General features: G+C 65.3%; 12 protein-coding genes. 7 read left to right on the top strand and 5 right to left on the bottom strand.

Translation table 11 applies throughout. The features are described from left to right. The 3 genes from QCE83_RS25620 to QCE83_RS25610 form a co-directional block, all read right to left on the bottom strand. Positions 1-920, bottom strand: a 920-nt coding sequence (locus QCE83_RS25620; RefSeq protein ID WP_309818009.1) for an ABC transporter permease subunit, incomplete at its 3' end; no start/stop codon positions are given. A 23-nt stretch (positions 921-943) separates the two neighbouring features. Continuing rightward, positions 944-2,488 carry a sugar ABC transporter ATP-binding protein gene (locus tag QCE83_RS25615; protein WP_309818006.1) on the bottom strand — a complete coding sequence of 515 codons (1,545 nt, stop codon included), beginning with the start codon at positions 2,486-2,488 and terminating at the stop codon, positions 944-946. Then, positions 2,478-3,719, bottom strand: a complete 1,242-nt coding sequence (locus QCE83_RS25610) for an ROK family transcriptional regulator (RefSeq protein WP_309818003.1) — start codon at positions 3,717-3,719, stop codon at positions 2,478-2,480. Before QCE83_RS25610 ends, QCE83_RS25615 begins: the two co-directional genes overlap by 11 nt. Before the next feature lie 284 nt (positions 3,720-4,003). Between QCE83_RS25610 and QCE83_RS25605 the strand changes: the two genes are divergently transcribed. From QCE83_RS25605 to QCE83_RS25590, 4 genes are all read left to right on the top strand, one after another. Further along, on the top strand, positions 4,004-4,510 hold the full coding sequence (locus QCE83_RS25605) for a GAF domain-containing protein (RefSeq protein ID WP_309818753.1): 507 nt from the start codon (positions 4,004-4,006) through the stop codon (positions 4,508-4,510). 14 nt (positions 4,511-4,524) lie between these two features. Beyond that, a complete protein-coding gene (locus QCE83_RS25600) occupies positions 4,525-4,929 on the top strand; it encodes a DUF302 domain-containing protein (RefSeq protein ID WP_309818001.1) in 405 nt (134 codons plus the stop codon). A 91-nt stretch (positions 4,930-5,020) separates the two neighbouring features. Beyond that, on the top strand, positions 5,021-6,004 hold the full coding sequence (locus QCE83_RS25595) for a substrate-binding domain-containing protein (protein WP_309817998.1): 984 nt from the start codon (positions 5,021-5,023) through the stop codon (positions 6,002-6,004). A gap of 80 nt (positions 6,005-6,084) precedes the next feature. After that, positions 6,085-6,603 (top strand): hypothetical protein, encoded by a 519-nt coding sequence (locus QCE83_RS25590; protein WP_309817995.1) that lies wholly within the window; start codon positions 6,085-6,087, stop codon positions 6,601-6,603. Here the strand turns inward: QCE83_RS25590 and QCE83_RS25585 are convergent. After that, entirely contained in the window at positions 6,545-7,732 is a 1,188-nt protein-coding gene (locus tag QCE83_RS25585; protein ID WP_309817993.1) for a fumarylacetoacetate hydrolase family protein, read from the bottom strand. The two genes, QCE83_RS25590 and QCE83_RS25585, sit on opposite strands and share 59 nt — an antisense overlap. Positions 7,733-7,857: 125 nt before the next feature. On the opposite strand from QCE83_RS25585, the gene QCE83_RS25580 reads away from it, so the two are divergent. Beyond that, positions 7,858-8,604 carry an IclR family transcriptional regulator gene (locus tag QCE83_RS25580; RefSeq protein WP_309817989.1) on the top strand — a complete coding sequence of 249 codons (747 nt, stop codon included), beginning with the start codon at positions 7,858-7,860 and terminating at the stop codon, positions 8,602-8,604. Between the two features lie 21 nt (positions 8,605-8,625). Here the strand turns inward: QCE83_RS25580 and QCE83_RS25575 are convergent, their stop codons facing one another. Continuing rightward, on the bottom strand, positions 8,626-9,090 hold the full coding sequence (locus tag QCE83_RS25575; RefSeq protein WP_309817986.1) for a universal stress protein: 465 nt from the start codon (positions 9,088-9,090) through the stop codon (positions 8,626-8,628). Between the two features lie 363 nt (positions 9,091-9,453). Here QCE83_RS25575 and QCE83_RS25570 point away from each other — a divergent pair, with 363 nt between their 5' ends. After that, complete coding sequence (locus tag QCE83_RS25570; RefSeq protein ID WP_309817983.1) at positions 9,454-10,653, top strand: HlyD family secretion protein; 1,200 nt, start codon at positions 9,454-9,456, stop codon at positions 10,651-10,653. Between the two features lie 4 nt (positions 10,654-10,657). After that, positions 10,658-12,244, top strand: a complete 1,587-nt coding sequence (locus QCE83_RS25565; RefSeq protein WP_309817981.1) for a DHA2 family efflux MFS transporter permease subunit — start codon at positions 10,658-10,660, stop codon at positions 12,242-12,244.

Here is a 12,244-nt window from a genome sequence, read left to right as displayed (position 1 = left end):
CCGGGCGATATCTCGGCGGGGTGGTGGTGGGCCTCGTGTGTCGCGACAGCGGCCCTCGACCTGCAGACGAAGCTCGTGCCGCCGAGAATGACTGCGGCGATGGCATCGAGTTCATACGACTGGCCGAGTTGCAGGCCGTTCGCCGCATACAGACGCGCCGCCGACATCACCGCGCCGAGTCCCGCGAGCAAGCCGGAGATCGCGTAGACGAACAGCTCGATGCCCCACACCTTGATGCCCGACAGGCGCGCCGCTTCCGGATTGCCGCCGACCGAATAGATGCGCAGGCCGAGCACGGTACGCCGTAGGATGAACCACGAGATGATGACCACGGCAATCGCGATGATGACGAGCCAGGGCACGCCGAACAGCGAATCGTTGCCGATGAACGCAAACGACAGTTGCGGATTGAAGATGGTCGTATCGTGCCCGATGAGCCGCGCAATGCCGCGCACGGCGGTCAGCGAGCCGAGCGTCACGATGAATGGCGGCAGTTTGAGCAGCGCGATCAGCAGCCCGTTGACGACGCCGAAGCCCAGCCCGACCGCAAGCGCCGCCGGAATGCCGAGCCAGCCCAGACCCGGCAGGTTCGACGCAAGCAGCGCGGTGACGGCGGCCGCCGAGAGCACCGAGCCCACGGACAGGTCGATGCCGCCCGTCAGGATCACGAAGGTCATGCCGGCCGCGAGCACGATGTTGATCGACGCCTGCTGCGTGACGATCGACAGGTTCTGGAGGCTGAAGAAGCCGTCCGTGACGATGCCGAAGCCGATGCACAGCAGGATCAGCACCGGCAGCATGCCCGCCGTGCGCATCAGCACCTGCATGCGTTCCTTGTGCTCGATGCGCGTCTGCCGTTCTGCCGGGTTGTCCGCCTTGGAAGCCGGCGCGGTGTCGTGGGGTTTCGTCGTGTTAGCCATGTCTCTCTCCAGTCCAGATAGGCTCAAGCCGCCTGGCCGAGCGCGGCCTTCGAGCCGGTCGCCAGTTCGATGATGCTTTCCTGTGAAATCGGCCTGCCGGAATGGCCGCCGAGTTCGCCTGCAATCTCGCCTTCGCGCATCACGAGCACGCGATCCGCAACGCCGATCACTTCCGGCAGTTCACTCGAAATCACGATGATCCCGACGCCCGAGCGCGCCAGATCGTTGATGATCCGGTAGATCTCCGACTTCGCGCCGATGTCCACGCCGCGCGTCGGCTCGTCGAGGATCAGGACTTCGGGTTTCGTTTCCAGCAGGCGCGACAGCAGCACCTTCTGCTGGTTGCCGCCCGACAGCGCGCCGACGTTCACGCGCATGTTCGGCACGCGGATCGTCAGCGCGGCGATGGCGTCCTTCGCGCGCGAGTTGCCGCGCGGCAGGTCCATCACGCCCATCTTTGCGTCGCGCCCGGCAATCGTGATGTTGATGTTGTCGCGCACGCTCATGTCGAGGAACAGGCCCTGATGCTTGCGGTCCTCGGTGAGATAGACGAGACCGGCGTCGATCGCATCGCGCGGCGTGCGCAGCTTCAGCGGCTTGCCGTGCATCGTGACGTCGCCGCGCACGGCCGGCTCCGCGCCGAAGATCAGACGCGCGAACTCGGTGCGGCCCGCGCCGACCAGCCCCGCAATGCCCAGCACCTCGCCCGCGTGCAGGTCGAGACTGCAACCGCGCACGCGCTTGCCATCGGCAAGATCGCGCACGGAGAGCACCACGTTGCCGGGATCGTAGGCCGCGTGTTCCTTCTTGTAGAAGCCCGAGATGTCGCGTCCCACCATCATCTTCACGAGGCTTTCGGCGGACAGTTCCTCGCGCATCAGCGTGCCGACATAGGAGCCGTCGCGCAGCACGGACACGCGGTCGGAGAGTTCATAGATCTCCGCCATCCGGTGACTGATATAGATGATCGCGATGCCTTCCTCGCGCAGCTGGCGCACGAGCTCGAACAGGCGGTCGGTTTCGCGCGAGGACAACGGCGTGGTCGGTTCGTCCATCACGAGAATGCGCGCCTGCGCATGCACGGCGCGCGCGATCTCGACCAGCTGACGCTCCGCAATCGACAGATCGCCCACCAGCGTATGCGGCCTGAAGTTGGCGCCGAGGCGCGTGAGCACGTCGGCGCAGCCGCGCTCCATGCCCGCGCGATCCACCAGGCGGCCGCGCCGCAGCTCGCGCCCTGCGTAGATGTTCTCGGCGACCGAGAGATTGGGCGCGAGGCTCAGTTCCTGATAGATCACCGCGACGCCGAGCGAGCGCGCGGCGAGCGGACCGTCGATCGTGACGGGCGCGCCGTCGATCAGGATCTGGCCGCCTGCATCGGCCTGATAGGCGCCGGACAGGATCTTCATCAGCGTGGACTTGCCCGCGCCGTTTTCGCCCATCAGCGAATGCACTTCGCCGGGATAGACCGAGAGCCGCACGTCGTTCAGCGCGCGGACGCCGGGAAAGGTCTTGCTGATGCCGCGCATCTCGAGAAGCGGCGGCCGGCTGGATACGTCATGCGGCATGGTTCACCTCTTGCGGTTTGATGCCCGCGTGGCGGATCGCCGCGCGCGGTGAGAAGTTGAAGAACAGCGGCAGCGTGGCAGCACCGATCGCACCCGCATCCGGGCCGAATGTGCCGCGCACGAGCGTCGGGGTGCCGCGCGCCTCGGGCGCGTTGGCGGCGAGCGTCGCGGCAAGGCGCGCGACGAGCTTGTCGAGCAGGCCGCCGTCGATGTCGGAATCGATCACGACCATCGGCACGTCGAGCACGCAGAGCGTGGCGCGCAATGCGGGCGCGAGCGCCTCGATGCAGTCGTCGATCCATTCGTCGACGGCGGGCAGATCACGCTCGATGCACGACTGGAGGTCGACGCGATTGTCGGCGGCCGCGCCGCAGTAGCTGAGATGCCGCACCAGCGCATTCAGCGACGCGCGCGACAGCAGGATGTCCCACTGGCCGGCCGGCTGCGGCGCGGACGGCAGGCGGCTGGGCGGCACCGGAATCACGCCGATGTCGCCGGCATTGCCCGAGGCGCCGCGCAGGCAGTCGCCATGAATCGCGATGCCGCCGCCGATCGCCGAGCCGAGGAACAGATAGACGAAATCGTCGCAGCGGCGGCCGTGGCCGTAGAACAGCTCGGCGGTGGCGGCGGCGTTGCCGTCGTTCTCGCTGAAGACGGGCAAGGAGAGCGCGCGGCCGAGTTCGTCGGCGAAGTCGATTTCGTCCCAGGCGCGGAAGGTGTCGGCGGGCAGCGTGAGTTCGCGCAGCCAGCTGCCGAGATTGAACGGCTGCGCGACGCCGATACCCGTCAGACGCTCGCGCTCGGCCTCGCTCAACAGCGAGAGCATCTTGCCGACGTCGCGCTGCACGATCTTCAGCACCGTGGACGGATGCGGCAGGACGGAATCGAGCGCGCTGCGGGCGAGCACGTCGCCGGCGAAATTGACGAGCACCGTCTCGATGCCCGTGCGGTCCAGCCGCACGCCGATCCCGAACGCGCCGCGCGGATCGAGCCGCAGAAGCGACGCCGGCTGGCCGCGCTGGCCTTCGAGACGGCGTCCCGAGTATTCGATCAGACCCGATTGCTGGAGCGAATCGACGATGCTGCCGACGGCCGTGCTGGTCAGGTTCGCGTGACGTGCGAGGTCGGCCTTCGACGCGGGTTCGGTACGCCTGAGCGCCTGCAGCAGCAGGCGTTCGTTGTACCGGCGCACGTTCGCGGAGTTGCTTCCTTTGCCGCTCGGGGATTTCACTCGATGTCTCCGTCAGAGGGCCATCTTGGCGTGGCCATTAATTAAATCAAGTTGGTTGATTTAATGCCGCCGGCGAAGCGAAGTAAAGGAGGGAAATCCCGGAGGGGGTTTTAAGCGTTCTTTTCAGTGGCGTCGCGAGTCTCGCGTAGTGCCAAGCCGCGCGAAGCTTCCTTGCAAAGGGCTTTCCGGTCTCGAAAGCGTGGCGCCGACCGTTGTGCTATCGTCGGCGACACTTTTTCGATGTCGCGGACGCGCTCGCGCTGCGGCCCAACTTCCTCGCCATCATGTTTTCGATCTCCCAGTCCAGTCACGCCAGCAAGGCCGCCCACTACGACGACCTGCTTCAGCAAGCCCGCGCACTCATCAGCGACGAACCGGACTTCATCGCCAATGCAGCGAATTTCTCGTCGCTGCTCTATCACTCGCTGCCCGACCTGAACTGGGCCGGCTTCTATCTGTTCGATGGCACGGAGCTCGTCGTCGGGCCGTTCCAGGGCAAGCCGGCGTGCGTGCGCATCGCGCTCGGACGCGGCGTGTGCGGCACGGCGGCGCAGCAGCGCCGGACCCAGGTCGTGCCGGATGTGCATGCGTTTCCCGGCCACATTGCGTGCGATGCGGCGTCGCGGTCCGAGATCGTCGTGCCCTTGATTGCCGCCGATGGCACGCTGATCGGCGTATGGGATGTGGATAGTCCCGTGCCCAACCGCTTCGACGACGAAGACGCGCTCGGCATGGAAGCGTTGTGCACGGCCTTTGTCTCGCTGGCCTGGAAGGACCGCGCGGCGCCCTGAACTTCGGAGGCCTCATGTCGATGCCCGATGCAAGCGCCGGAAACGGCGTCGAGACGATTGCGAGCGCACACGGCGCGCTCGCTACTGCCGACAAGCTCGAAGCACTGATCCGCGCACGCGGGCTGATGCTCTTCGCGCGCATCGACTTCAGCGGCGACGCCGCGCGCGCCGGCCTCACGATGCCGCCGAGCCAGTTGCTCGTGTTCGGCAATCCGCAAGCCGGCACGCCATTGATGCAGGCCGCGCCCACCGTCGCGCTCGATCCGCCGCTCAAGGTGCTGGCCTGGGAAGATGCTCAGGGTGGCTCGTGGCTTTCCTGGAACGCGACGGAGTATCTGCGCGCGCGCCATGGGCTCGATGCCGGCCTGATGCAACCCGTCAGCGGCCTGCCTGCGCTGGTGGAGGCGGCGGCGCGCTGAGTCGAAAGGCCCGCGTCGCTGCGGGACTTGGCCAGCGCGCGGACGGCTGCGTCTACAATGAGGCGATCCATCGGCCTCACTCTTTCATTCCATGACGAGCCTTGTCCGCCGCCGCTTGCTCGCCGCGTGCGCCCTCAGCGCATGCGGTCTGGCGCGCGGACGCGATGCGCTCGCCGCGACCGACAAGGCGACCATCGCGCTGGTGATGAAGTCGCTGGAAGATCCGTTCGTCATGTCGATGATCGAAGGCGCGAAGAACTACCAGCGCCACTTCGCGGCACAACTCAATCTCGACACGCGCGGCACGGACACGGACAACGACGTCGCCGGGCAGATCCGCATCGTCGAGTCGCTGATCGCGGCAAAGGTGAATGCCATCGTCATTGCACCGGCGGATTCCCGGGCGTTGCTGCCGGTGACGGCGAGGGCCATTGCCGAGGGCATCATCGTGATCGCAATCGACAATCCCTTCGATGAACGCGCGCAGGACGAGGCGAAAGTCGTGATTCCGTTCGTCGGGCCGGACAGCCGGCGCGGGGCGAAGCTCGTCGGCACGTATCTCGCGTCGAAGCTGAAGCCGGGCGATGAAGTCGGGATCATCGAAGGCCCTTCGAACGACCGCAATTCGCAGCAGCGCTCGGCGGGCTTCAAGGACGCGATGAACGCGGCGGGCATGCGGGTGAGCGCCATCGACGGCGGCGACTGGAACGCCGCCAGCGGCAAGGTCGCCGCGTTGCAGATTCTGTCGGGGCATCCGCTGGTGCGCGGTTTGATGTGCGCCAACGACAACATCGCGATGGGCGCGATCGATGCATTGCGCATCGCGGGCAAGAAGGGCCAGGTGCTCGTGACGGGCTACAACAACATCGAGGCCGTCCAGCCGATGCTCGAGGATGGCCGCCTGCTCGCTACCGTGGAGCAGTTCGGCGCGAGGCAGGCGGTATTCGGTGTGGATGTCGCGGTGAAGGCGCTGCTGGAGAAGCGCAGGCAGCGGGATCTTTCGCCTTATATGGAGACGCCCGTGCAACTCGTGACCAAGGGGCAGCCGAAGGGGTTTCGGCTGGGGGCATCGTGAGGTGTTTAAGAGTAGTCGCGTAGCGCGAGTGGTCGCGTCCGCGTAATGTCTTCGATGAATTCATCGGGAAGACTGTCACCATGCGGAAGCATCTCGCGGCTTGCGTTCCCTTTCTGTTCGTTGCGGGCAACTGCCGCGCCGAGCATGTCGCGCCGGTTTTCGCAGACTATCCAACGGTGGTCGAACCGTCATCTCGACCGATCAAACCCAAACTGAACTCCAGTCAGAGCCGCCGCTACGCAACGCAGATCAGCACGGCCGCCACGGGCAAGATCAACTTCGCGGGCCGCTTCGTTCTCGCGGAATGGGGCTGCGGCGCGGCGTGTGTCATGGCTGCGGCCATCGATTCGAACACGGGAAAGGTCGTGATGCTGCCCTTCACCGTGTCCGACTGGCCACTGAATATCACCGAGCCTCTCGCGTATCGAAAGGACAGTGCGCTGCTGATCGTGCATGGCAGCCGGAACGAGCAGGGGCAAGGCACCTACTACTATCGTTTCGACGGCTCAGCTTTTACACCCGTCAAGACACCCGACCTCCTCACCCCCCCGCCGCCCCCATCAACCCCCGCGCGGCGAGACTCTGATACAGCGCCCTGACGCCGAACGTCCACGGTTCGATTTCCGTCGACAGCCTCACCGTATTCACCAGCGCGCCGAGACTCGGCGTCGAGATGGTCACGACATCGCCGAGATGATGCGTGAAGCCGCCGCCCTGCGCGTCGCGGTCCTTGATCGGCGAGAACATCGTGCCGAGGAACAGCATGAAGCCGTCCGGATACTGATGGTGCGCGCCATGCGTCTGCTTCACCAGATCCGCAGGATCGCGGCTGATCTCACTCATGTGGCTCACGCCTTCGAGCACGAAGCCATCGTCCGCGCCTTCGATGCGCAGCGACACGCTCGTCTGGCGCACCGAATCGAGCGTGAAGCGTCCGTCGAACAGGCGCACGAACGGACCAATCGCGCACGACGCATTGTTGTCCTTTGCCTTGCCGAGCAGCAGCGCGCTGCGGCCTTCGATGTCGCGCAGATTCACATCGTTGCCGAGCGCCGCGCCCACGATCTCGCCGCGCGCATTCACGGCCAGCACAATCTCAGGCTCGGGATTGTTCCATTGCGATGTCGGATACAGCCCGACTTCCGCCGCGAAACCAACCGACGACATCGGCTGCGACTTCGAGAACACTTCGGCATCGGGCCCGATGCCCACTTCCATGTACTGCGACCACGCGCCGCGACGTTCGAGTTCGGCCTTCAGCTTCGCCGCCCCTTCCGAACCCGGCTTGATCTTCGAGAGATCGGCGCCGATCAGCGTATTGATGGTGTCGCGCACTTCCTGCGCCTTGCTGGCGTCGCCGCCCGCGTGTTCCTCGATGACGCGCTCCAGCAGACTCACCGCGAAGGTCACGCCGCATGCCTTCACCGCCTGCACGTCGCACGGGGCGAGCAGACGCAAACCGTCTGGCGTGGCGTCGAGCGTCGCTTGCAGCAGGTCCTGCACATTGCCGAGATGCTCGCCTTCAGCATGGCGGGCGATGTCGATCATCTCGGGGTGATCGAAGAGATCGGCGGTGGTCGGCGCGGCGCGCGTGATGTCGAACACTTCGCCCTGGCGCACCGCCACGACGCTGGGACCGTTCACGGGCGCAGGACGCCAGACGCGGCCGATCAATACGGCATCGGCGAAATCTTCGGGCAGACAGGAGGTCACGGTGACGGTTTGCATGGCTTTGCCTGACAGGCTGAAAAAGGAAAGCCGATCGTAGCCCGCACCACCCCGAAGTGTCCATTGGGTTGATTGTTTATCCAACCTGTTGGAAACTGTGTGCTCTGAATCGGCCACACCGCAGCATGGAAAAAACCTACGACGTCCCCGCGCTGCGCCGCGCGAGCGACATTCTCGAAGCCCTCGCAGCCGCTGCAAAGCCGGTGCGCGCCGCGACGCTCGCGGAACGGACGGGGCTGTCGCGCAGCACGCTCTACCTGATGCTGGAAACGCTCGCGCGCATGCAATGGATCGAGAAGCGCGACGATGGTTATGTGATCGGCGTCGGCCTGTTCGAGCTCGGCAATGCCTACGTCCGCCATGACACCTTGCAGGCGGCGTTCCGTGAAGGCGCGGCAGCGTTCATCCACCAGCATAACGAGGTCGTGCAGCTCGCCGTGCTCGACGGCATCCATGTCGTGTATGTGGCGCGAGAAGATGCGCATCGGCCGGTGCGGCTCGTGTCGGATCCCGGTTCGCGCCTGCCCGCGCATTGCTGCGCGCTCGGCAAGGCGCTGCTGGCCGGACTGTCCGATGAAGCCGTCATCGAACGCCTGCCCGAACGGCTCGAAGCCGTCACGCCGCGCACCATCACGCGACGTACTGCCTTGCTCCGCGAACTCGCGGCCATCCGCACGAGCGGTCTGGCCGTCGAACGCGAGGAAGTCGCCGAAGGCCTCGCGTGCTTCGCCGCCTATGTCGGGATGACGCCGGCCGGCAAGCGCATCGCCGTGTCGACGAGCGTGCCCATCGGCCGGCTCGATCCGAAACGCGAGCGGCGCATCTGCATCGGCATCGTGCAGCTCGCGACGCAACTGCGCGGGACGCTCTGACGCGCTTGCATCGCGCGAACGCTACATCACGCTTTCCGCGTGCGTCGTCAGGTGCGACGCAATCAGCACGTTGCACTTCACGTGCGCACAGACGACGTCGCGCAGCCGCTGGTCGCCATGGCTCCAGCCGATGTCCGCCTCGCCGCCGAGCACGATCAGGTCCGCGCCCAGTTCCGTCGACGCCTTCGCGATCGTCTCGCCCAGGTTCGCGTTGAGCGGCAAGGTGAGCGTGAACGCGCTGCCCTCGATGCCCGCCTCGTTGATCCGCCGCATGCAATGCCGCGCGACGGCGCGGGCGTGCTGGTCGATGACAGCCAGGGTTTCCGCCGTGCTGCAATCCGCGGTCACGACGGCCCACCACGGCGTCTGATCGACGACGTGCATCGCGGTCAGGCGCGCGTTGGATTCGCGTGCGCAGTGGATCGCGGCGGTGAGGGCGGTGTCGCTGAGGCTGGTGCCGACGGCTACGAGAATGTGCTTGTACATGGTGCATCTCCTGTCGAGTACAGGCGCCATCCTGTGCCTTGAGACTTAGAGCGAAATGAGCGCCCGCGCCGCGCCGCCGCTGAAAGTTTTACTCACAGGCTTAAAAAGCAGCGCGCCGATGTGCGTCCGGGCAGGCAGAACAATTCCGTGCCAAGCCGCACGCACGTTCGCTCCGCGCCGAATTCAGGCGCTTTCGCGCGGCAAGGGAACGGGGCTTGCTCAACGACACCGCCACGGAGGGTTGGCGCGGGTAGTCCTGTGCCCGCTGGCCATCGACGTGATTGCACGCGCAGGTCCACCCAGCGGTTCCACCCGGCATTCGTCCGGGATTCAGCGCCGAGTTTCGACACCGAGTGAGCGGCAATGCCAGATTCAGACGACACCCAAAACCCAGCACGCAACGGCGCGCAGGCCGGCGACACCGGCGAAGCCAAGCCACGCCTGAAAGCCAAGTCGAATAGCAAGGCCAGCGACGACGAGAACAACGGCAAGGAAGAAAACGGCGAGGAAGAAAACGGCCGCAAGAAGCCCGGCAAGAAGCCGCTGATCATCCTCGGCGTCGCTGTGGTGGTGCTGGCGATCGGCGCATTCATCTGGTGGTTCATGACGCGCAACCAGCAGAGCACCGACGACGCCTATACCGATGGCGACGCCGTCACCATCGCGCCAAAAGTGTCGGGTTATGTCGTGGCAATGAACATCGACGACAACCAGTTCGTCCACAAGGGCGATCTGCTCATCAAGATCGATCCGCGCGACTATCAGGCGCAACTCGATCAGGCCAACGCGTCGCTCGGTCTGGCTCAGGCGCAGCTGCACGCCCAGGAAACCCAGCTCGAAGTGGCGCGCGTGCAGTACCCGGCTCAACTCGCCCAGGCGCAGGCGCAGGAACAGACCGCGCGCGCCAATCTCGCGCAGGCCAGCGCCGCATACGATCGTCAGAAGTCCGTGGATGTCCGCGCGACGTCGCAGCAGAACATCGACACAGCCACCGCGCAACAAAAGAGCGCGCAGGCGAACGTCGCGCAGGCGCGGGCGCAGGTGCGTACCGCCGCGCTCGTGCCGCAGCAGATCGCGACCGTGATTGCGGCGGTGGAAGAAAGACGCCAGCAGGTGCGGCAGGCGGAAGCGCAAGTCGAGGCCGCGCAACTGAACCTCTCGTACACGGAACTGCGCGCGCCGTCGGACGGCTGGATCACCAAGCGCAACGTGCAGTACGGCACTTTCCTCCAGGCGGGCACGTCGATCTTCACGCTCGTCACGACGCGTTTCTGGGTGACGGCCAACTTCAAGGAATCGCAGCTGGACCGCATGCAGCCCGGCGACAAGGTCGATATCGAAGTGGACGCCTATCCCGACATGAAGCTGCACGGCCATGTGGACAGCGTGCAGCTCGGCAGCGGCTCGCGCTTCTCCGCGTTCCCCGCCGAGAACGCCACCGGCAACTTCGTGAAGATCGTGCAGCGCGTGCCGGTGAAGATCGTCATCGACGATGGCCTGAAGCCGGGCGCGCCGCTGCCGCTCGGGCTGTCCGTGGTGCCGACCGTGATGCTCAAGCATTGACGCCATGAGCGATACCACCGCAGAACACGACCACAGCGGCTGGAAGCCCCGGTCGAATCCATGGCTGATTGCCGTCGTCGTCACGCTCGCGGCGTTCATGGAAGTGCTCGACACGACCATCGTCAACGTCGCGCTGCCGCACATCTCGGGCACGATGTCCGCGAGCTACGACGAATCCACCTGGACGCTCACGTCCTATCTCGTCGCGAACGGCATCGTGCTGCCGCTGTCCGCCTATTTCTCGAAGATCCTCGGGCGCAAGCGCTACTTCCTGATCTGCATCGGCGCGTTCACCGTGTGTTCGTTCATGTGCGGCGTCGCCACCAACCTGGGCGAGCTGATCGTCTTCCGCATCCTGCAAGGCTTCTTCGGCGGCGGCCTGCAGCCGAGCCAGCAATCGATCATCCTCGACACCTTCCCGCCCGAACAGCGCGGCCGCGCGTTTTCGATCTCGGCGGTGGCGATCGTCGTCGCGCCGGTGCTCGGGCCGACGCTCGGCGGCTGGATCACGGACAACTTCACGTGGCGCTGGGTGTTCCTCATCAACGTGCCGGTGGGCGTGCTGACCACCTTCGCGGTCATGCAGTTCGTCGAGGATCCGCCGTGGGAAAAGCGTCAGGACCCGAAGAAAGTGGGCATCGACGTAATAGGCATCAGCCTGATCGCGCTGGGTCTCGGCTGCCTGCAGGTGTTCCTCGATCGCGGCGAGGACGACGACTGGTTCTCGTCGAACTTCATCGTGCTGTTCGCGGTGCTCGCGGCGGTGGGCATCATCGGCGCGACTGTGTGGCTGCTGTACGCGAAGAAACCCGTGGTGGACCTGCGCGTGATGAAGGACCGCAACTTCGCGCTGGGCTCGGCGGCGATCTTCGGCTTCGCGTCCGTGCTATACGGCAGCGCCGTGCTGATACCTCAACTCGCGCAACAGCAGCTCGGCTATACCGCGACGCTTGCGGGCCTCGTGCTCTCACCCGGGGCGGTCTGCATCGTGTTCCTGATTCCGGTGGTGAGCAAGCTGATGAACGTGATACAGACACGCTTTCTCGTCGCGTTCGGTTTTTTCCTGATGGGCTGTGCGCTGCTGTACTCCCATCATCTCGTGCCAAACGTCGACTATGTGACGCTGACCAAGATGCGCAGCGCGCAGTCGATAGGCATCGGCTTCCTGTTCGTGCCCGTGACGACGCTTGCCTACCTCTCCCTGCCCAAGTCGCTCAACAACGACGCCTCCGCGCTGTTCACGATGTTCCGCAACGTGGCGGGGTCCATCGGCATATCGCTCGCCACGGCGGCGATACGCGAGCGCACGCAGGCCAACATGGCGCACATGGTCGAACACCTGACACCGTTGAACCAACCTTATACGGACTCCGTCAATCGCATCGCCCGCACGCTGATGGACACGGGACAGTCGATGTCGCAGGCCATGACCGCCGCCACCGGACAGATGTACAAGACCCTCGTTTCGCAGGCGACCATCCTCGCCTATCTCGACGTATTTCTCGCGTGCGCGATCTTCTCGTTCATGTTCATTCCGTTGTCGTTGTTCTTTTCACCGGTCAAGGCGTCCGGGCAGGCGGGAGGACACTGA

Origin of the sequence: Caballeronia sp. LZ034LL, assembly GCF_031451215.1 — a bacterium.
Lineage (GTDB): Bacteria > Pseudomonadota > Gammaproteobacteria > Burkholderiales > Burkholderiaceae > Caballeronia.
Note: the sequence above shows the minus strand (reverse complement) of the source record. Positions and strands in the feature narration are given on the sequence as shown.